The organism is Sorangium sp. So ce281, from assembly GCF_051527395.1.
Taxonomy (GTDB): domain Bacteria; phylum Myxococcota_A; class Polyangia; order Polyangiales; family Polyangiaceae; genus Sorangium; species Sorangium cellulosum_B.
This window is the reverse complement of sequence record NZ_CP150322.1, coordinates 4,012,714-4,033,762: the sequence shown is the minus strand read 5'-3', so window position 1 is coordinate 4,033,762 and position 21,049 is coordinate 4,012,714. Positions and strand designations below refer to the sequence as shown.

Annotated in this window: 14 protein-coding genes; 3 read left to right on the top strand and 11 right to left on the bottom strand. The window is 73.3% G+C overall.

Going from position 1 to position 21,049, the window contains the following annotated elements; all coding sequences use genetic code 11:
• Window position 1: 1 nt before the first annotated feature.
• The 7 genes from WMF27_RS15325 to WMF27_RS15295 form a co-directional block, all read right to left on the bottom strand.
• Window positions 2–955 (bottom strand): 1,4-dihydroxy-2-naphthoate polyprenyltransferase, encoded by a 954-nt coding sequence (locus WMF27_RS15325; RefSeq protein ID WP_437768139.1) that lies wholly within the window; start codon window positions 953–955, stop codon window positions 2–4.
• A 186-nt stretch (window positions 956–1,141) separates the two neighbouring features.
• On the bottom strand, window positions 1,142–2,986 hold the full coding sequence (gene menD, locus WMF27_RS15320) for a 2-succinyl-5-enolpyruvyl-6-hydroxy-3-cyclohexene-1-carboxylic-acid synthase (RefSeq protein WP_437768140.1): 1,845 nt from the start codon (window positions 2,984–2,986) through the stop codon (window positions 1,142–1,144).
• 33 nt (window positions 2,987–3,019) lie between these two features.
• Window positions 3,020–3,751, bottom strand: coding sequence for a bifunctional demethylmenaquinone methyltransferase/2-methoxy-6-polyprenyl-1,4-benzoquinol methylase UbiE (gene ubiE, locus WMF27_RS15315; RefSeq protein ID WP_437768141.1), 732 nt, complete (start codon window positions 3,749–3,751; stop codon window positions 3,020–3,022).
• A complete protein-coding gene (locus WMF27_RS15310) occupies window positions 3,748–5,022 on the bottom strand; it encodes a hydroxymethylglutaryl-CoA reductase, degradative (RefSeq protein ID WP_437768142.1) in 1,275 nt (424 codons plus the stop codon). Before WMF27_RS15310 ends, ubiE begins: the two co-directional genes overlap by 4 nt.
• An 80-nt stretch (window positions 5,023–5,102) precedes the next feature.
• Window positions 5,103–6,179 (bottom strand): polyprenyl synthetase family protein, encoded by a 1,077-nt coding sequence (locus WMF27_RS15305; RefSeq protein ID WP_437768143.1) that lies wholly within the window; start codon window positions 6,177–6,179, stop codon window positions 5,103–5,105.
• 91 nt (window positions 6,180–6,270) lie between these two features.
• Window positions 6,271–6,828, bottom strand: a complete 558-nt coding sequence (locus WMF27_RS15300; RefSeq protein WP_012235639.1) for a GbsR/MarR family transcriptional regulator — start codon at window positions 6,826–6,828, stop codon at window positions 6,271–6,273.
• 210 nt (window positions 6,829–7,038) lie between these two features.
• Complete coding sequence (locus tag WMF27_RS15295) at window positions 7,039–8,787, bottom strand: phosphoenolpyruvate carboxykinase (GTP) (protein ID WP_437768144.1); 1,749 nt, start codon at window positions 8,785–8,787, stop codon at window positions 7,039–7,041.
• A gap of 166 nt (window positions 8,788–8,953) precedes the next feature.
• On the opposite strand from WMF27_RS15295, the gene WMF27_RS15290 reads away from it, so the two are divergent.
• Entirely contained in the window at window positions 8,954–9,811 is an 858-nt protein-coding gene (locus WMF27_RS15290) for a metallophosphoesterase (protein WP_437768145.1), read from the top strand.
• 28 nt (window positions 9,812–9,839) lie between these two features.
• Here the strand turns inward: WMF27_RS15290 and WMF27_RS15285 are convergent, their stop codons facing one another.
• Both WMF27_RS15285 and WMF27_RS15280 read right to left on the bottom strand, forming a co-directional pair.
• A complete protein-coding gene (locus WMF27_RS15285) occupies window positions 9,840–11,027 on the bottom strand; it encodes an aminotransferase class V-fold PLP-dependent enzyme (protein WP_437768146.1) in 1,188 nt (395 codons plus the stop codon).
• A 78-nt stretch (window positions 11,028–11,105) separates the two neighbouring features.
• Window positions 11,106–11,294 (bottom strand): hypothetical protein, encoded by a 189-nt coding sequence (locus tag WMF27_RS15280; protein WP_437768147.1) that lies wholly within the window; start codon window positions 11,292–11,294, stop codon window positions 11,106–11,108.
• Between the two features lie 232 nt (window positions 11,295–11,526).
• Here WMF27_RS15280 and WMF27_RS15275 point away from each other — a divergent pair, with 232 nt between their 5' ends.
• Window positions 11,527–15,072, top strand: coding sequence for a protein kinase domain-containing protein (locus WMF27_RS15275; protein ID WP_437768148.1), 3,546 nt, complete (start codon window positions 11,527–11,529; stop codon window positions 15,070–15,072).
• A gap of 218 nt (window positions 15,073–15,290) precedes the next feature.
• Window positions 15,291–15,974 carry a DNA mismatch repair endonuclease MutH gene (gene mutH, locus WMF27_RS15270; RefSeq protein WP_437768149.1) on the top strand — a complete coding sequence of 228 codons (684 nt, stop codon included), beginning with the start codon at window positions 15,291–15,293 and terminating at the stop codon, window positions 15,972–15,974.
• Between the two features lie 39 nt (window positions 15,975–16,013).
• Here the strand turns inward: mutH and WMF27_RS15265 are convergent, their stop codons facing one another.
• Entirely contained in the window at window positions 16,014–17,738 is a 1,725-nt protein-coding gene (locus WMF27_RS15265; protein WP_437768150.1) for a serine/threonine protein kinase, read from the bottom strand.
• 284 nt (window positions 17,739–18,022) lie between these two features.
• Window positions 18,023–20,140: a hypothetical protein gene (locus WMF27_RS15260; protein ID WP_437768151.1), complete on the bottom strand. Its 2,118-nt coding sequence runs from the start codon at window positions 20,138–20,140 to the stop codon at window positions 18,023–18,025.
• Window positions 20,141–21,049 lie beyond the last annotated feature (909 nt).

The following is a 21,049-nucleotide window of genomic DNA, read 5'->3' as shown; positions in this document are numbered from 1 at the left end:
CCTACAGCTGGGCCGCGAGGCCGAGCGAGAAGAGCAGCGCGTACGCGAGCAGCAGCTTCGCCGTCCCGGCGAGGCAGTCGTTGAGCGGCCGGCCGTCGGTCGTCGCCAGCACCCGGAGCAGGCGCACCGCGCGAGGGAACGTCGCGAGCACGAGGAGCGTCCACCGCCGGCCCTCGCCGGCGGCGAGCGCGACCGGCACCGCGTAGGCGGCGGCGAAGAGCATCGCGTACTCGATGACGCCCGCGCGGCGCCCGAGCCGGACGGCGAGCGTGCGCTTGCCGGCGACGACGTCCGTCTCGCGATCGCGGACGTTGTTGACGACGAGCACGGCGGTGGCGATGGCGCCGATCGGCACCGCCGCCGCCCACGCGAGCGGCGGGACCGAGCCGAGCTGGACGAACGCCGTACCGCAGACGGCGACGAGGCCGAAGAACACGAACACGAAGAGGTCGCCGAGGCCGTGATAGCCGAGCGGGTACGGCCCACCGGTGTACGCGACGCCGGCGAGGATCGAGACGACGCCGATCACCACGATGGGCCACCCGCCCACGAACGCCAGGTACACCCCGAACGGCAGCGTGAGCGCGATCGTGACGAGCAGCCCGGCGCGCACCTGGCGCGGGGTGAGCAGCCCCGCCTGCACGGCGCGCGTGGGGCCGAGCCGCTCGTGCGTGTCGGCGCCCTTCTCGTGATCGAAGACGTCGTTCGCGAAGTTCGTCGCGATCTGGATGAGCATCGCGCCGGCGAGCGCCGCGAGCGCCGGGCCGAGCCGCATCCCGCCGAGCGCGTAGGCGACGGCCGTCCCGACCATCACCGGCGCGAGCGCCGCGGTGAGCGTCGCCGGCCGGGACGCGAGGAGCCACGCCCGGAGCGAGCCGGGGCGCACGCCCCCCGGGGCCGCTGCGCCCGCCGCGCCCGTCGCGCCCGCCGCCTGAGGCGCCGCCGCGGCGCTCACGATCCTCTCCCCGGCTCACGGGGCCCGCGCGCCCTCGCGGCGGCGCGAGCGCTCCCGCGCTGCGCGGCGCCCTCGCCGGACGCGCCTCGCGCGACGTCGTCGGGTGCGGGACTCGTGTTCGCGTTGACCTGGCTCATGATCGTGGATCCCTCTCGGCAAGCTCGGGGTTCTCGGCGCGCGCGCCGCTCATGGAGACTGCAGATCGGCCGCCGCGCCGTCCGCGGCCGGCGCGCTGACCAGGGCTGCGACGTCGCGACGAACGTCGGACCAGAGCCGCGCAACGCGGGCGGCGCCGTCGTGGGGCGGCACCACCGCCTCGATCAGCGTCGCGCCCGTCCGCTGGTACGCCGCGGCGAGCGCGCGGGCGAGATCCCCGGCGGTGCCGGCGCGCTCGTAGGCGAGCCCGAACATCGCCGCCGCCGGCGCGAAATCGAGGTGCTGCGGCATCGTGAAGCACCGCTCGAGCAGCTCGGCGCCGCGCCTGGCGATGGGGAGGTGCTCGAAGATGCGGCCGCCGTCGTTCTGGACCACCACGATGACGAGCGGCGCCCGGCCGTCGCCCGCTGCCTTCGCGGCGAGGAGCAGCCCGGTCAGATCGTGCAGCAGGCTGAGATCGCCGAGCAGCAACGTGACCGGCGCGGCGGCCGCGGCGCGCGCGCCGGCCGCCGCCGACACGAGGCCGTCGATCCCGCTCGCCCCGCGCTGGTGCAGCACGCGCAACCCGCGCGCCGACGGCGGGCAGTACGTGTCGAGGTCGCGCACCGGCATGCTGTTGCCGATCGCGAGCAGCGAGCCCGCGGGGCACGCGCTGGCCACCATCCGGGCGATGGCGCCCTCCGTCAGCTCGTCCCCGGCGCAGGCCCGCGCGGCGTGCGCCGCCGCGATTTCGCCGGCGCGCGCGAACGTCGCGGCCCAGTCCCGCCGCCCGCGCCCCAGGCTCAGCGCCGCCCCGGCGAGTCGCGCCGCCAGCGCCTCGCACACCTCCACGGGCTCACCCATGACGAGGGCAGCCGCGGCGCTCGTCGGATCGTTCCAGCCGTGCGAGGAGACGACGACGCGGCGGGCGCTCGTGTGCTCGGCGATGTAGGTCGCGTAACCGGCCGATGTCGGCGGGGCGCCGAGCTCGAGGATGACGTCGGGCGCGTTCGCCGCGCGGAACTCGGGCGCGCGGAGGAAAGAATCGAACGACGCCGGCATCACGACGCCCTCGGCGAGGCCGCCGAAGCAGATCTGGCTCGTGCCCTCGGCGAGCACCGGGAAGCCTGTGGCGCGCGAGAGCGCGAGCACCGCGCGGCGCGCGCGCGCGTCGTCCTCCCGGCTCTGGGCGGGGCCGCACACGATGAGCCCCCGCTCCGCGCGCGCGCAGCGCGCGGCGAGCTCCTCGATCGCGCGCCCATCGACCCCGGCGCGGGCCGGCACGACCCGCGTGCCGGCGCGGCGCATCAGCGCCTCCCACTCTCCCTGCCACGGCTCGGGCCCGGCCGCGTCGACCGGCTCGAGCGGCTTGCGGAAGCGCGCGTTGATGTGGACCGGGCCCGGCGTCGGCGACAGCGCGCGCGTGACCGCCTGGGCCGCGATGCGCGTCACCGCGCGCATCGCGAGGGGCGACGGATCCGGCAGCCCGAGCTCGGCGAAGTGACGGACGTGGTCGCCGAAGAGCTTGGTCTGATCGATGGTCTGCGCGGCCGCGGCGTCGGCGAGCTCCCACGGGCGGTCGGCCGTGATCGCGATGAGCGGGGTGAAGCTCAGGTGCGCCTCGATGATCGCCGGGAGCGCGTGCGCGCCGGCGGTGCCCGAGGTGCAGACGAAGACGCTGGGCCGGCCAGTGACGCGCGCCTGCCCCAGCGCGAAGAACGCGGCGGCGCGCTCGTCGACGACGCTCTCGCAGCGCACCTCCTCGCTCTCCATCGCCGCGATCGCGAGCGGCGTGGAGCGCGAGCCGGGGCAGAGGACCAGGTCGCGCACCCCGGCCTGCGCGAGCGCGCGAACGAACAGCTGCGCCCAGGCAGAGTGGAGGTTCGACCCGCCCATCACCGCCCCCCGAGGCCCTCTCTGGCGCGCACCTCAGGCCCCCTCGGGCGTCGCGACGAAGAGGCACACGACGCCCATCGTGAGCGGCTCCACGCGGAGCACGCGCAGCCCCGCGCCGCGCATCAGCTCCGCGAACTCGTCCGGAGGCGGGAACCTCGCGATCGAGTCCTGCAGGTACCGGTACTCGTCCTTGCCGGAGATCGCGCCCCCCACGTACGGGACGACCGTGTGGATGTGGAAGCGCGCGAGCTTGCCCATGAGCCCGCTGCGCGGCTCGCTGAGCTCGAGGATCGCGATGCGCCCCCCGGGCCGCGTGACGCGCGCCATCTCGCGGAGCGCCCGCGCGCGATCCGGGACGTTGCGGATCCCGAACGCCATCGAGATGGCGTCGACGCTCGCGTCGCCGAGCTGGAGCTGCTGCGCGTCGCCGACCTCGAGCTCGATCCGCCCGGCGAGCCCCGCGGCCTCCACCTTCCGGCGGCCGACGCCGAGCATCCCCTGCGACGGATCGACCCCGATGACCTTCACCTCGTGCGCACGCGCGATCGCGATCGCGAGATCGGCGGTGCCGGTCGCGAGATCGAGCACCGTCGCGCCGGGCGAGAGCTCGAGCGAGCGCAACGCGCGCCGCCGCCAGCCCTGATCGAGCCCCAGCGAGATGACCCGGTTCAGGAGGTCGTACCGCTCCGCGATGCCGTCGAACATCTCGCCCGTGCCGAAGCGGCGCCCGCCGCGCGGCGCCTGATCCTGGCTCGCCTCGCTCATGTCCCGCTCCCCGCCTGGTGCGCCGCGCGCGGCGCCTCGGCTCGCTCTACGGAGAACCGCTTGCCTTCGCTGGACGCCGGCCCGGCGGCCTCCCCGCCCGCTGTGGACGAGACGCCGGGCGCGCGCTTCCGCTCGTGGAGCCGCATGTGACCTCGCTGGATGCCCTCGCTCGCGAGCGCGCGCAGCGCGGCCAGGTTGGACGCCAGCCCGACGGACGCCAGCACCACCGCGAGCTCGCGCGCGCTCTTCGCGCCCACGAGCTGCAGCGCGGCGCGCACGCCCGCGTGCACCTCGGTCGCGCCGCCCACCGTGCCGACGGCGAGCGGCAGCTCCGCCCGCCCCACGAGCCCGCCGGGGATGCGCTCCCACGTGCTGAGCGGCCGGTACCGGCCGCCGATCGCCGCGTACGCGTGCGCGCCCGCCTCGATGGCGCGGAAGTCCTGCCCGAGCGCCACCGCGGCCGCGTCGAGCCCGTTCATGAAGCCCTTGTTGTGGGTCGTCGCCCTGTACGGATCGAGCTCCGCGAAGCGGCTCGCCCGCGCGACGCCGCTCGCCACGTCCGCGCCCCCGAGCGCGTCGTCCGTCACGGTGGCCGTCACCCGGACGAGGCGGCGGACGGTCAGGTTGGAGAGGATCCGCAGGCCCAGCGTCCCGCCGGCGATGCGCTGCACGAGCGGCGCCACCGCCTCTGCCACGGTGTCGACCAGGTTCGCGCCCATGGCGTCGCCGACCTCGACGTAGAGGTGCACAACGAGCACGCCGAGCTCCGCCGAGAGGACGCGCACCTCGAGATCGCGGCAGCCGCCGCCGCGCGCCACCATCCTGGGGATGGCCGCGTCCCCGGCCGCGAGCAGGCTCGCGCGGGCCGCCTCCAGCCGGCCCGCGGCCGCCTCCGCGTCCGGCACGTCGTCGAGCTGGACCTGGGCGGTCATGATCGGCGGGTCCGCCTCGCCGGAGAAGCCGCCCGACCGCCGGACCATGCGCGCCGCGTTCGACGCGGCGGCGATGACGCTCGGCTCCTCCACCGCCATCGGCACCAGCACGTCGCGCTGGTTCACGCGGAAGTTCAGCGCCAGGCCGAGCGGGAGCGCGTGCGTCGCGATGACGTTCTCGCACATCCGATCGGCCACCGCCGTCGGCAGCCCTCCCCCGCTGGCGAGGTGCGCGAGCGCCTCCTCGTCGAGCAGACCGAGCGCCTGGATCGCGCGGAGCCGCTCCTCGAGGCACCGCTTGTAGAAGCCGCTGATCCGGCTGGACACGTGTTGGCTCATCGGGTGTCTCCGCGCGCCGCGCGCGCTCGCGAGCGGCGCGCGCGCTCCGCGCACTGCATCGAGGGGTTCGTCATCGCCGCTCACCGCTTCCGCCGGGGCGTCGACATCGCGACCCCCTCCAGCGCCGCCTTCGCCGGGCTCTCCGGGAGCGGCTCGATGCTCCGCACCGCGTCCCCGCAGAGCCGGGACGCGAGCTCCAGGCAGTCGTCCACGACGCGCTCCTCGACCATGATCTGCGCGATGCGCCGGCCGAGCTCCGGCTCGACGGCCGTGTCCTCCGACGCGCAGTGCGCCTCGAGGGCGGGCGTGAGCTCGCGGTCGCGCTCCATGGCGAGGAGCAGCGGGTACGTCATCTTGCCTTCGCGCAGGTCCGTGAGCAGCGCCTTGCCGGTCGCCTCCGGGTCGCCGGCGAAGTCGAGGACGTCGTCGACGAGCTGGAACGCGACCCCGAGGCTCGTCCCGAAGCTCTCGAGCGCCTTGCAGAGCGGCTCGCTCACGCCGCCCGCGCGCGCCCCCGCGAACATCGCCCAGCGGAACAGCGACGCCGTCTTGCCGTCGACGATCTGGAAGTACTCGCTCGAGTTCGTGCGCACGCGGCCCCGCGACGCGAGCTGGAGCGCCTCGGCCACGACCATCTCCTTGATCACGAGGAGCACCCGCTCGAGCACGTCGGCCATGCCGACCGCCTGGATCTTGGAGAGCGCGTCGAGCAGGAGGTAGTCGCCGCCGAAGATCGAGGCGGCGTTGCCGTAGATGACCCGCGCCGCGTCCGCGCCGCGCCGGCGGTCGCCGAGATCGACGACGTCGTCGTGCAGCAGCGTCGCGTTGTGGACGAGCTCGACCGCGACCGCGAACGTCCGCGCGGCGTCGTTGAAGCCGCCTCCGATGTGGGAGGCCAGCGCGACGCAGATGGGCCGCAGCCGCTTGCCATTCAGGCCGAGCAAGTGCCGGGCGCTCCTGTGCGCCGGCGTCTCCCCGTCCAGCCCGACCTTCGCGATCTCGCGCTCGATGTCGCCGAGGTCCCCGTCGAGCAGGCGCCTCAGCTCCGCGAGGCGCGCAGCGAGCGCGTCGAGCCCTCGCCCAGCGCACATGCCTCCGAGGCTCGAGACGACATCGCTCCGCTGGACCGCCCCAGTAAACGTTGTAGTCGCAGTCATCCCATCTCCACCTGGAAGCACGAGCGCACGCTGCGCCCCGCACCGCGCGGGGCCCCCCGTGACGATCGAGCTCTCCGAAATCACGGTCCCGCTAGGCGCCTCGCCGGGAACGCACGGCGCGGATGGGGAACCGGACCAGATCCCCGAACCGCGAGAAATCCACGGTCCTGCTCTTGATGAACCCGTCGAGCGCCGCCTGCGCGACGATCACGAACGAGAGGAGCCGCTCCACCCGATCGAGGCTGAACCGGGCGGCGTCGGTGGGGGGCAGGCCCTCGAGCAGCGCCGAAGCCCGCTCGAGGCGCTCCCTCACGGAGTCGGCGATCAGCCGCTCGCGCTCGGCGAACACTTTGGAAATCATCTTCCAGAAGTCCGTCTCGGCCTCGAAGAACTCCTTCCGCTCGCCCGGTTTCCATACTCTTCGTACTACACCCCACCTTTGCAATTCTGTCAGCGACATACTCATTGCGCCGGAAGAAACCTGCAGCCGCTCGCCGATCTCGGCGGCGGAGAGGGCTCCGCCTTCGATGAACAGGACGGTCCAGATCCGCCCGAGCACCCGGCGAAAGCCCCAGTGCTCGATGACGTCGCCGATCGCGTCCGCCGCGAGCAGCTCCGCCTGGCGATGGATGTCGCTTGCGTGGCTCATGAAAGTTTCAAAATTCTTTGAAAGAACTGTGTGGGTCTACTTGCGTCGGCGTCAAGACATTCCCGACCGTTCTCGCCACGCAGCGCGGACGAGCGGGTCGGTTCTCGGTTCGTGGGCTGGCGCGGGCTCGTGGGCTGGCGCGGGCGCGCGGGTCACTTCCTGGGCCGCGCGCGCCCGCGCGGCCTGTCGAGCGCTCTCGACGGCGCTAGCTCACGCCCGGATCCGGGCCATGAGATCCTGGTTTTGCCGGAGCAGCGCCTCGGGCATGCGCGAGCCGAACGACTCCAGGAACGCCTCGCGATCGCGCGCCTCCTCCGCCCACGCGTCGCGATCGATGGCGAAGAGCTCGCGCATTGCCTCGTCGTTCACGCCGAGGCCGCTCGTGTCGAGCTCGCCGTCGGTGGGCATGATCCCGACGGCGGTGTCGTGTCCCTTCGCCTCGCCGCGCACGCGCGCGACGATCCAGCGGAGGACGCGGAGGTTCTCGCCGAAGCCTGGCCAGAGGAGCGCGCCCGCCTCGCTCTGGCGGAACCAGTTCACGTGGAAGATCTTCGGGAACGCCGCGCGGTTCTCGCCGAGCTCGATCCAGTGCCGGAAGTAATCGCCCATGTTGTATCCGCAGAAGGGGCGCATCGCCATCGGGTCGCGGCGGACGACCCCGACCTTCCCGGTGGCCGCCGCGGTCGTCTCCGAGGCCATCGTGGCGCCCAGATAGACGCCGTGGGCCCAGCCGCGCGCCTCGCAGACGAGCGGCGCGAGCCGCGCGCGCCGTCCGCCGAAGACGATGGCCGAGATGGGCACGCCCGCTGCGGCGTCGAACTCCGTCGAGATGGACGGGCACTGGCGGGCCGGCGCGGTGAACCGGCTGTTCGGATGCGCCGCGGGCTCCCCGCTGTCGGGCGTCCACCGGCGTCCTTTCCAGTCGGTGAGCACCGGCGGCACCGGACCGTCGAAGCCTTCCCACCACGGCGTCCCCTCCGGCGTGAGCGCCACGTTCGTGAAGATCGAGTTCCGGGCCAGCGTCGCCAGGGCGTTCGGGTTCGTCTTCGAGCTCGTCCCCGGCGCCACGCCGAAGAAGCCGGCCTCGGGGTTGATCGCCCAGAGCCGGCCATCCCGGCCGATCCGCAGCCAGGCGATGTCGTCGCCGACGGTCCACACCTTCCACCCCTTCTGGGACGCCGGCGGCACCAGCATGGCGAGGTTCGTCTTCCCGCAGGCGCTCGGGAACGCCGCGCAGACGTACGTCACCCGCCCTCCCGGGTCCTCCAGGCCGAGGATGAGCATGTGCTCCGCGAACCACCCTTCGTCGCGCGCCATCGTGCTCGCGATGCGCAGCGCGAAACACTTCTTCCCGAGCAGCGCGTTGCCCCCATACCCGGAGCCGACGCTCCAGATGAGCCGCTCCGCCGGGAAATGGCAGACGAAGCGGCGCTCGGGGCTCAGGTCCCCGAGCGAGTGCAGCCCCCTGCAGAAATCATCCGAGCTGCCCAGCGCATCGAGCGCGACCTGGCCCATACGGGTCATGATCCGCATGCTCGCCACGACATAAGGGCTGTCGGTGATCTCGATTCCGACCTTCGACGAGGGCGATCCCACTGGCCCCATCAGGTACGGGACGACGAACATCGTCCGCCCCTTCATCGCCCCGTCAAACAGCCGTCCGACCCGCTGCGAGGCCTCGTCCGGCGACATCCAGTTGTTCGTCGGGCCCGCGTCTTCCTTATCGCGAGTGCAGATGAACGTGAGGTGCTCAGTCCGGGCGACGTCGGTCGGGTCGCTCCGGTGAAGATAGCAGTTGGGGTACCTCTCCCCGTCGAGCGCGAGGAGCGTACCGTCGCTCAGCATCCCCTGGATCAGCGTTCGGTTCTCCGCCTCGGAGCCGTCACAGAAAACGACCCGATCGGGCCGCGTCTGATGGGCGACCTCGTCCACCCACGCTGAAAGTTTCCGGTTTTGCATACGGCTGCGAGCCTAGCCTGAGCGAGAACCTCCGCCAAGCGACAGTACTATTGTAGTATTTCGTCAAATCTGGACGATCTGGCAGGGGGCGTGGCGTGGCAGCCGGCCGGCGTTCACGCTCAGTTCACGCGAGGCGAACGCAGGGACGTTCGGCTATGCTGGAGACGTGCAGCGTGTCGTCGACCTCCCTGATCGGGGCAGACTGATCGTCGCCACCGACTTTCAGGGCAATCTCGCGGATTTCGAGCGAATCGCCGAGATCTTCGAGCAGGCGGCGACCGGCCGTGACGGCGCGGTCCTCGTGATCACGGGCGACCTGATCCACGGGCCCGAGCTCGACGAGGGTGAATGGCCCGACTACCTGGGCTCGTTCTACCGGGGCGATTCCGTGACCTTGCTGAAAAAGGCGAGGAGTCTCGCGGAACGCCACCCCGGCCGGGTTCACTACCTGCTCGGAAACCACGAGCACGCGCACGTGGGAGGTCCGGTGGTGGCGAAATTCTTCCCGGACGAGGCGCTGCGGCTCGAAGATCTCCTCGGCCCGGAGGACACGCTGGCGATGCGAAGCTGGTTCCGCGGGTGGCCGTTCGTGGCGACCGCGCGCGCGGCCCGGCTGGTCATGCTCCACGCGGCGCCGCACGCCCGCATTCAGAGCCGGCAAGATCTCGATCGGCTCCCGCTCGACGGGTTCCTCGACGTACAGCTCTCGGAGATGAGCCTGCACGGGACGCTCGGCGCGCTGCTCTGGGCGCGGAGCACATCGAGCGACCGCGCCCATGCCTTCCTCCGCGCGATCGACCCGGACGCTCGCGTGGCGATCTACGGGCACGACGTCGCGCGCGAGGGGTATGCCACCGAGCGCGAGCCGCTGCTCTGCCTGTCGACGAGCTTCGGTTGCTACGACGGCGACAAGCTCTACCTGGAGTGGGATCTCGCCGAGCCCGCGGAGAGCGCGGCCGACGTCGCCTGGCGCGGGCTCCGGTCGCTGTACCCCGACGCGCCGCGCGTCCACAGCGACCCCTGATCGTCCCGACGAGAACGTCGCCAGGGCGCTAGCGACCGAGCTCCTCGACGAGGGCCGCGACGCCCTGGTCGATCTCGGCGTCGGTGAGGTAAGGCGCGGGGCCGATGCGGAGCACGTCGCGCCGGGCGTCGACGAGCACGCGCCGGGCGCGGAGGCGCTCCACGACGTCGCCTGCTCGCGCTAAGCGCACGCCGACGAAGCCGCCCCGGCGCTCGGGCTCGCGGGGCGAGACGACGTCGCCGCCGCGGCCCGCGGCGTCGAGGAGGTCGAGGACGCGCCCGGTCTGCCGGAGCGATATCGCGCGCAGCCGGGGGACGGTGAGTCCGAAGCGGTCCCAGTGCTCGATCACCGCGGCGGCGCGGTAGAGCGCGGAGGGGTCGAACGTGGAGCCCGCGAATCGCGCGCCCCCGGGCGCGTACGCGACGCCGCCGCTGCTGCCCGCGAGCGAGCCGAAGTCGGCGAACCAGCCGGTGAAGACCGGGCGCAGCCCGCAGCCGTGCGGGACGCGCATCCAGCAGATCCCCTCGCCCATCGCCGCGTACTTGTAGCCCCCCGCGACCGCGAAGACGTGAGGCGCCGCGCTGCCCCACGCGAGCGGGACGACGTTGAACGCGTGGTAGGCGTCCACGAGCGGGACGGCGCCGATCTCGGCCGCGCGCGCGACGATCTCGTCGAGCCGCGGCACCACCGTCGCGCTCTCGAAGAGCACGGCCGAGATCGCGAGCATCGAGGTGCCCGGCCGGAGCGCGGCGAGCAGCCGGTCGGCGAGCGCGTGGCGCGGCTCGACGCTCACCCAGTCGATCTCGACGCCCTCCTCGGCGAGGCGGGCGAGCTGGCGCCTGAGCGAGTGGAACTCGCCCTGCGTTGTGACGATCCGGAGCCGCTCGCGCCGAGGGAGCGACGTGATCAGGCGGTAGACGAGCTCGTGCGTGTTCTGGCCGAAGGCGATGGCGTCGCCGCGCTCGAAGCCCATCCGCTCCAGGATCGCCGCGCCGACCGCCGCGAGCCTCGGCAACACCGCGGCGTCCCACTTGCCGTCGACGAGCCGCGCGGCGTCGTCGAAGCATGCGGCGAGCGCGTCGCGCGCCACATCCGGCCAGGCCTGGTGCGAGTGCCCCGTGAGCAGGACGCGCGGCGCCGCGCCCCCCGCCGGCGCGAGGAAGCGCGAGTACGCCGCGCGAAACGCGTCGAGGTCGAGAGAGAAGCCCTGTTCCACGTCTCCTTGCATTCCAGCTCTTCGGTCGCGGCGTCGCGGCGAACACGCAGGGCGACGAGGCCCCGCACGCGCTGCCGCTTAACCCACTTCGATGCCCACTTCCACCCAGTCGGTCCGTGGGGTGCGGTGCGTTGCGCAGGATGCGTGGATTGCGTCCTCGACGCGCGTGGCGCGGCTGGAGCGCTCTGCCACCTGCCCCACACGCGCGCCGACAGCCCAGGCGGCCGGACGCGAGAGGACCCGCTTCTGCACGAGATCGAGCATCAACAGGGCAGGCTCCTCGCCCCGTCATGACGTGCTCGCCGGGGCGAGGCGGCGGCGCGCGCGACGGGGGCGCGCCTCCGGCCGGTCCGATCATCGTAGGGGGAGGTAGCTCTCTCGGAGCCATGTGGAGCGGCACGCGCTCCGGATCGAGGTGGGAGGTTCCATGACCGGCGAGGATTGCTGCGGCGCGGGAGGGGGGCCGGCGCGTCAGCGCGCTAGACTGCGCAACCTGCCGATGCGACCACGCGCGGAATACCTCGAAGGGCTCGTCGACCTCACGTCCCACGACGACCCGAACGTCCGGCGCGCACTCTTCCGGCAGACGATCGCCTCGCTGGCGCTCGTCGATGCGCTCGATGGATCGACCCCGCTCGACTCCCTCAGCCCGGATGGCCTGCTCCGGAGCGTCCAGACCGCCATGGCCGACGGGCTGCTCGACGATCTGAGCTGGCTCGCGCCGGCCGCGGCGAGCGTGGCGCTCTACGAGATCGCCGGGGCGCTCCCGCTCGGGCCGGAGCGGCGCGAGCTGGGCAGGCGCGTCCTGGGACAGCTCTACGCCGGCAACGCAGCGACGTTCGTCGCGCTCGCGACGCGCATGGCGGCCGGCTCGGCCCGCGGCCTGTCCGGGGCAGGGATCCGCGCCCGCGTGATGCTCTCGCTCTGGCTCCCCGCCGGCACCGACGTCCCGGTCGAACCGCTCGCGCTCCTGCTCGCCTCGCGGCGCGAGCTGTCGCGCGACTGGATCGCCGCGCCATCGACCGGCTCGCTCCCGGAGCGGCGCCTCGCCGCGCGCCTGCTCGAGCGCGCTGCCCGCGAGGCGACCCGCCGGGCCATGCAGGGCGACGACCTCCCGCTCCGGCTGTTCCGCAACGTCGGCGACGGGCGCCGGCGCGACCTCGACCGCAGCGCCGACGGGATCGCGCTCGCATGGCAGACGCTCCTCGCCGATCGCGAGCCGCTCGTGTGGCGCCACGTCGCCTCGGCGCGAGGGCTGCTCGCCGGGGTGCTGCCCGACTTCGCCGAGGAGGTGCGCGCGCTGCTCGCCCAGGATCTCTCCCCCACCGAGTGGCGGCGCGGCGCGGCGTCGCTGGCCGCGAGCATCGCCGTGGATCCGGACGGCGCGCTCGGACGCGCGATCGAGCTCCTCCGGGGCCCGCTGCTCGCCGCGGACCCGGGCATCGCCACGGCGATGGCCTGGGGGCTCCCCGTCGCGGCCGACGCGGAGCCCGAGGCCGCCGACGCGCTGCTCGACGAGATCGCGCGCACGTCCCCGATGGCGACGGCCGAGGCGATCGTCGAGCTCCGGCGCGAGCTGCGCGGCGTGATGAGCCGCGGCGAGCCGTTCGGCGCCCGCGCCGCGGCGCGCTGCGCCCGCGCGCTCGAGGACGCGCTCGAGGCCCCGCCCAGCGCGCACGTCCGCGATGACGGGCTCGCGGCGCTGGCGCGCGTCATCCACCGCGACCTCTCGATGGACGGCGCCGGGGTGGCGCTGCTGCGGGGCGCGCTCGACGGCGCCGTCGCGGCGTTCGTCGAGACCGGCCCGCGCGACGCGCGCGGCCGCGCGCTCGAGGCCTACGCCCTGGCGACCGAGGTGGTGGGCGCGCTCGAGGAGATCGAGCTCTGCGAGCACGACGACGCGCAGAGCACCGCGGCGCGCAGGGCCGCGGTGGGGCTCGTGCGCGAGCTGGACGCCGAGCTGCTCGGCTCCGGCCTGCTGAAGAGCCTCCTGCTCCTGAACCGGCGGCCGAGCGAGGACGCGACCGGGGTCGCGTCCCTGGACGATCTCGACGAGCGGCTCGCTCGCTGGCTGCTCCGCGCCGAGGGGTCCGCCGCCCGGGCGGGCACCTCCCCGCCCCTGCACGTCACCGTGCACCAGCGCAACCTGCGCGCGCTCATCCACCTGATCGACGGCGAGAGCACCGACTTCGGCAGCGAGCCAGAGCTCAAGGCGCGGGTGCTCGCCCGCTGGACGGGCGCCATCGGCGTGCTGCTCGACCGGCTGCGCGCCGAGCGCGGCTCGTCGCTCCGCCGCGCCATCGCCGCCTCGGTCGCCCGCGGCCTCGACGCGCTCGTGCGCGAAGGCGCCGCCGACGCGGCCGACATCTTCTTGCACGCGGCGATGCGCGGCGGCGACCCCGACGACCTCGACGTGCTCGGTCAGGCGAGCATGCACCCGGACGTCGCCCAGCTGCTGCGCGCCTACGCGCGGTTCGCGCGCGGCGGGCGCGACGGCGGCGCGCGCGCGCCGGAGGGCGACGCCGCGGCGTCGCGCCGGTCGCCCCGACAAGCCGGCGTCGACGCGGAGCTCGCCGAGGCCGAGCGCGCGCGCGTGGCGCTCGAGCGCATCGCCGCCCTCGAGGCGCTCGTCACGGCGCTCCCTGCGGGCGCGTCGCAGCGCACGGAGATCGTGCGGGGCGCGCTCGCCCGCCTCGCGCGCGCGCTCGGAGCGATGAACGCGGCCCGCGCGCTCAGCGCGCTGACCGGCGCGGGTGACGGCGACGCGGACGCCTCGCCGCTCGCCGCCCTGGAGGAGGCCCTGACGCGCCTCGCGCAGCTGACCGCGGGCGCGCGCCGGCGCTGCGGGGAGCACCCTGCCTCCGCGCCCTCCGGCGCGACCGAGCCGCTGCGCCTCGCCATCGAGGTCGCGCTGCAGGAGGAAGGCGACGCGGAGCCGAGCGTCGCCGCGCCGATCGAGGCGCTCGTCTCGGCCGCGCGCGCGAGCGTCCCGAGCGCGCTCGCCGATGTGGTCGCCCTCGTCGTGCCACGCGTCCTGCTGCTCCCCGTCCGGCGGCAGAGCGCGCCGAGCGGGGTCGCCCTGCCCGAGCAGCCGCTGCCCGCGTGGCTGCCGAGCCGGCGCACGCTCGGCGGCTTCTACGTGCACCGCCAGCTCGGCGGCGGCTCGCTGGGGACGGTGTTCGTCGTCACCCGCACCGAGGAGCGACACGATCCGTCGGCGGAGCGCTTCGCCCTCAAGGTGCCGGAGTACGATCACACGGCGGCCAGGAGCGTCTCGGAAGCCGACTTCCTCCGCCTCTTTCGAGAGGAGGCGGGCGCGCTGCTCTCCCTGCCCGATCACCCGAACATCGCCCGCTTCGTCACGTTCGACGCGGGCGCCCGCCCCAAGCCGATCCTCGTGATGGAGCTCATCGAGGGCATCCGCTGCGACAAGCTGCTCGACGCTCGAGGCCTCACCTCGCGGAGCGCGGTGGCGCTGCTCGACGGCATCCTCGCCGGGCTGGAAGCCATGCACGCCGTCGGCGTCGGGCACCTCGACATCAAGCCGACGAACGTGATCCTGCGCGGGGGACGCGAGCCCGTGCTCGTCGATTTCGGCCTCGCCGGCCGCCACATCCGCCCCGGCTGCGCCACCGGTTGCTACGGCGCCCCGGAGATCTGGGGCGTCGTCCCCGCCGGGGTCACGCCCACCCCGCTCACGGCCGACGTCTACAGCTTCGGCTGCCTCGCCTACGAGATCCTCACCGGCAAGACGCTGTTCGACGCGCCCACCGAGGTCGCGCTCATCACGGCGCACGTCACGCACGACGGGCTCCCTGCGCCGATCAAGCGCATCGCCGACGATCCGAGGACCGCAGACATCGCGGCGTTCATGTATGCCTGTTTACGACACAACCCGAACGATCGCGCGAACGCTTCCTCGCTGAGGGAAATGCTGCTGCGGATCACCGGCCAGCTCGCTGACCTGAGATGGCCCCTCGACGACGAGCGGGCTGCCAGGCCCAACGCTGGTGGGCACCGGAAAGTCCATGCAGGAAATTCCTGATGCTCTTTTCCTCTGAATCCTGTCGGCTCAAAGAAGGATTTAAGCAGTAGGTTGTCTCTCGGCGGCGCGTTCGGGGGGGCCGCGTATCAGGCCGCCATGGCCCCCGGGTCAGCGCTGCTCGATCCCCATCGACGTCCCGGCGCACCCCGGCGGCCAATCTTTCTCGATCGCGGCTGAGCGCTGGAGTCGCGCCTCGCGATGCTCTAAGGGCGGCGTCGTTGATCTCCGCGCTGAAACCGCCTCGCGACGAAGCCGAGCTCCGGTGCCGGGCGGCCGCGCTCGCCGGCCTGACGCTCGCCGATCTCGCACGCGCGCTCGGTTGCGCCGTGCCCCGCGGCGGTGTGCGCACGAAGGGCGCCGCCGGCGCGCTCGTCGAGCGCGCGCTCGGCGCGACGGCCGGCTCGACGTCGAGGCCCGATTTTCCCCACCTCGGGATCGAGCTCAAGACGATCCCCGTCGAGGTCACCGGGGCGCCGCAGGAGTCGACGTTCGTCTGCTCGATCTCGCTGTCGGACGCCGATCGTGCGGAGTGGGAGACGTCGCGCGCTCGCGCGAAGCTCGCCTGTGTGCTCTGGGTCCCGATCATCGCGGCTCCGGGCCTGCCGAGCGAGGAGCGACGGCTGGGCGCCCCGCGGCTCTGGCGGCCGACGGACGCGCAGGAGCGCGTCCTGCGCGCCGATTTCGAGGACCTGATGGGGCTCATCGGCATCGGCGCCGTCGAGGCGCTCACCGCGCACGCGGGGCGCTGGCTCCAGGTGCGGCCGAAGGCCGCGAGCGGGCGCTCGCGGACGCTCGCGTTCGGACGCGACGGGGAGATGATCGCCGCGCTGCCGCGCGGCTTCTACCTCCGCCCCAGCTTCACCGGCGCGATCCTCAGCGATCCGGCCGCGATCCCGGCGTGACCGGAGAGCCCCCGCCGCGAACGGGCGGCCCGGCGCGCGTCACTTGCAGGGGACGACCTTCTTGGAGCCGTCCGGCATCGTGGCGGTGCATGTCTCCAGCGAGAGATCGTCGTTCACGGTCGGCGTGACGGTGCGCGGCGGCGCCGGCGCATCCACGGCAACCCCCCCAGTTTCTGTGGGGCGCGTGCGCCCTCGCCCGCCCGCGCCGGCGCGCGGCGGCTTGCCAGCGCTGGCGCTCGGCGACGTCGTCCCCGCTGCGGACGGCCCGCTCCCCGCGTCCGCCGCTGCCTCGGTCGAGCCGACGCCCGCATCCGATGCGCCTGCGTCCACCTCGCTCGCGCTCGCCGCGCTCGCGCCCGCGTCAGCGGCCGATGCGGCGGCCGCAGGGACAGCGACCGTCGGGATCGCGGCGGCCGTGTCTGGCGCCTGAGGCGCCGTCGCCGTCGGCGCGCCGGGGGCCGCGGTGGCGCCTGACGAGGGCGCGTCCGCCGGAGCGGTCGCCTCGCTCCCTCCCACGGCGAAGCGGCTGCGCTGGAACTGGAGCGCGCCCCACGCGCCGACGAGGACGGCGACGGCCCCGACCCCCACGTAGAGCAGCGTGCGCCCGCGGCGCGGGGCCTCTTCCTCCACCGGAGGCGCAGAGCTGCCCGTGCGCGCGCCCCTGTCGCTCACCGACGGCCCGCCGCTGCTCGCGCGCGAGGCGCGCGAGGTCCGCGTCATGGCCGCTCGCGAGGCCGGCGGAGGCAGATCGAGCTCCACGGCGTGCTGGCGAAGGATCCCGCCGATGGTCGTGCGCGTGCCCGGAGCGGCGAACGGCGCGAGCGCCTGAACGAACTCCGCGATCGACTGGTAGCGATCCTCCGGCTCGCGCGCGATCGATTTCTCGATCACCTCGACGAGGCCCTCCGGCACCTCGGGGCGGAGATCCTGGAGCGCCTCGGGGGGCGACGTGTAGATCTTCGCGCACAGCTCGGGGAAGCTGTCGGCCACGTACGGCGGCCTGCCGCCGATGATCTCGAAGAGGCACACGCCGAGCGCGTAAATGTCGGTGCGAGGATCGACGCTCTTCGAGGAGCGCATCTGCTCGGGGGACATGTAGAGCGCGGACCCGAGGATCGTGGTCGTCTGCGTGAGCGAGACGTTGCCCGTGTCGCCGGTGAGGATCTTCGAGACGCCGAAGTCGAGCACCTTGATGAGCGGGGCGCCGTCCGGGCGCTTCGTCAGGAACAGGTTCGCCGGCTTCAGATCGCGGTGGACGATCCCGAGCGCGTGCGCCTCCGCGAGCGCCTCGCACGCCTGGACGATGTGATCGATGCACTCGCCGATCGCGAGCGTGCCCGCCTCGGCGGCGTGGCCCGCGAGGTCCATGCCGTCGAGCAGCTCCATCACCATGTACGGCTCGCCGCTGTCGAGGGCGGCCACGTCGAGCACGCGCACGACGTGGTGCGTCTGCAGCTTGGCGACCGTGCGCGCCTCGCGCATGAACCGCTCCGACGCCTCGGTGTACGACATGAACTCCGGGAGCAGGAACTTGATGGCGACACGCGTATCGAGATCGAGGTGCAGCGCCTCGACCACGAGGCCCATGCCTCCACGGCCGATCGTGCGCTCGACGCGGTACTTGCGCGCAATGACGGTGCCAGGCGCAATCGTGTAGACGTTGTCAGCCTTCGGTTCCCCCGGGCCGAGCGGAAACGCAGCCGTCTCCGGGCCGACCGAGACTTCTCCTTCGGTCGAGTCCGGCTCACCAGAGGAGGGCGCCATCGAGCTAAGGTATACACGTCGCGCTTCTCCGAAGCGATTCCCCTCACGCCGCAGGAATGCAAAGAGCTGCGAAAAACCGCCTCCCAGGTGGGACGCGGGCGCGGCACAGGCGGAATCAAGCGCAGCCCAGGGCCAGCCTGCGCGCCTCACGCATCGCCGCACCGCGGACGACGCGCTCCTTGGGTCCGAGATTGTGAGCGCCGATGACCGCCAGGCCGTTCCTTCAGGTTCGGCTCAGCGGTCGGCCCGCGCTCGTGGCCTCTCGATGCCGGTTGACAGCGAGCTCAACGGGTGCGCGCCGGCGGAGTCCGGGATCGGCGCATGTTCGCCGTCGAGGAGGTCCGGTGCGGTCCCTCGGTGCCGTGCGCCGGGGTTTGCCGCGTCGCCTTGAGGTTGCCGAGATCGGCCTCGATCTCGACGCCGAGCGCGCGGCAGCGACGGATGAGCCGCTCCAGATCGACCCCCGCCTCGATCAGCAAGCCCGACGGGGGCGACGGATCGACGAACATCTCGGCCGCCGGCCTCCGCGTGCGGAGCAGCTCGCGGATCTCGGGATCCTCGATCCAGAGGAAGCCGGAGGCGCCGACGAAGCTCGCCTTGCCGATGACGACGCTCGCCTGGATGAGCATGCGCGAGATGGTGTCCGGCAGCGGCGCGACCGCCTCGATGCGAGAGCGCAGGGCGTCGCTGTCGAGGCCCACCGACAGCGCGCGCGCGATCGACGGCGGCGTGAGCAGGAGATCGACCTGATCGCCGACGCGGCCGATCTCGGCGAACGACGAGAGCCCGAGCACGGCAGCGACCTTGGCGCTCAGGCCGACGCGCAGCGCGTGCGCCTCGACGAACTTGCTCTTGCTGTTGTCCGAGCTCGGCGCGGCGCCCGCGAGGAGCGCCCGCCCGCGCGGCGTCAGCCGGAGCGCCAGCTCCGCGCTGGCCACGTCCTCGGCCCCGCCGAGATCGATGATCCCGAGCGCCGGCAGCGACTCCAGCGCGATCCGCCGCGTGATGTCGGGGACCTCCGGCGCCTCGACCGAGGCGCGCTCGGCCCAGCGACGGACCAGCCGCTCGACCCCGGCGATGCGCTCGTCCGCCGCCAGGTAGCCCTGCAGCGACTGCCAGGGGACCCAGCGGCCCTCGCCGAGGTCGTGCAGCGCGTCGAGCACCATCTCGCGGAGCGCGCCGATGGGGCTCGCGTCGCGGTTGTCCGAAGCGACCCGGAGCACCTCCCGCTCGGCGCGCGCTTCATCCCACGCGCCGCCGCGGCGCCACGTCGTGAACAGGAGCGGCGTCAGCTCCTGCACCTGGAGCGAGCCGGGCGGCGTCGCCGGCGACGCGGCCGATGCGTCCCAGAGCCCGACGGCGCGCGACAGCGCTGCGACGAGCGCGACGCCCTCGACGTCCCGCCCGAAGCGCTGCGCGAGCCGGACGAGCAGCGACCGCGGCGTCCCGACGCCGGGGCGCACGTCGCTGCCGGGCTCGCGCACGCAGTACGCGAGCGCCAGCGCGAGCATCCCGGGATCCGAGGCGAAGCGAGCGCGCCGCGGGGCGTGATCCTCCTCCAGGACGAACGACCGGATCTGCTCGCGCCGCTTCTCGCGCATCCGGCGGCGATCCGCGCCGACGATGGCGGCCACCTCGGTCGGCACGACGTGCCGGTTCGGATGGATCGGGATGAGGAAGGCGCGGCGCTCGAGCGCGAAGCCCGCGCCGCGGCGGCTCGCCGTCACCCCGCTCGCGCTGCGCAGGCGCATCGGCTCCCGCTCCAGATCGAGCAGCTCCTGCGTGTCCACCTCGCCGCCGACGGCCTCGATGGACTCGAGCAGGCGGCGCTCGACGGGCGCGAGGCGATCGATCTCCTCGCGGAGCCGCTCCGGAGCGCTCAGCGTCTCCCACGCGTTCTCGAGGGACAGCGCGATGGGAGGCGTGGCCGGGCGGCCGAGGTAGTGCGTCGCGATCGCGCTCATCGTCTCGAAGGGCGCCTGCGCGAGCAGCGCCCGGATCGCCCGGGGGTCCTCGCTCTCCCAGCTCTTCAGCTGGACGAGGAACGCCGCCGGGAGCACGAGCTCGATGCCCTCGTCGGTCTTGCGCGCGTAGACGACGCCACGGGCGATGAGCGGCTCGAGCCCGGCCGGGAGCGAGGGGACGACGAGCACGCCGCCCGCCTCGGCGATGCGATGGAGCAGCTCGCGGCTGGCGGTCGGGAGCCGCGACGGGTCGCGCACGTCGGGGAGGCCGACCAGCGCCCGCGCCGCCTGAGAAGGCGCGTCGATGCGCTTCGCGGCGTCGATGCGGATCCCCATGCGTGTGATGAGGCCCTTGAGCTCCGACTCTGGGAGGGCGCGGAGGATGGCGTCGAGCCGCCTCGGCGACTCGTCGAGCTCAGCCTCATCACTGCTCGCCATGCCTCCCGATTCGCGTGTCACCCGACCTTGCTCCTCATCTGCAGGATGCCCCCGCCCCGACTGTCGTCCGTTGGTCGTGGTCATGCGCTCGACTTGATCTCCCGGATACCCGATGACCCGCGTTAACCAACGGAATAGTCAGCCTCCTACCGTACACCAGGATGCTCGTCCAGCTTCAAGAAATCGAGCACTTTCCTCCTCCGAACACAATTTTCTCCCATCGCAATTTCGCTCGCTGGCATCGCGGCGCCTCCTTTTCGTCTGTTCTTTGTGTGCTCGCGTCTGTTCACCCCGCTGTGGTTCGCGTCGTCCTCGCACGTTCCTCGCGTCGTCCTCGCACGTTCCTCGCGTCGTCCTCGCACGTTCCTCGCGTCGTCCTCGCACGTTCCTCGCGTCGTCCTCGCACGTTCCTCGCACGCTCACCCGCTGTTCGCCCGATTCACCTCAGGCACATCTCAGCCGCGCATCTCGCGCGCTCGTCTCGTGTACCGCGACCGCACGAAACCGCACGCAATCACACGCGCTCGTACGCAATCGCATGCGGCCGCGGGACAGCGCTCGCCGTGCCGTGGTGCGCCACACGCGCCTTCGCCTCACGCGACGCTCCCCACGATTTGCCCCTCGCTCGACGTTGGCGACGTCCGCGACGTCGGCCGCACGACGCCCGCCGCGCGACGCCCGCCGCGCGATTCCGCCTCGGCGTGGCTGGCCCCGTCGCGTGGATTCCGTCGCACGCCACGCTCATGACGCCCCGATGCCGCGCGCCTGCCGTCCTCGTCAGGCGGAGCCGACCGGCTCGCTGGATCGCTCACGAGGAAGGCTCGGCGACGAGCCGCGCTTGCCTTCCCGCGGGCCCACGTGGGAACGTCGCATACCTCCTTGATTTCCTGCCCCTGTTCGAGGCGCACC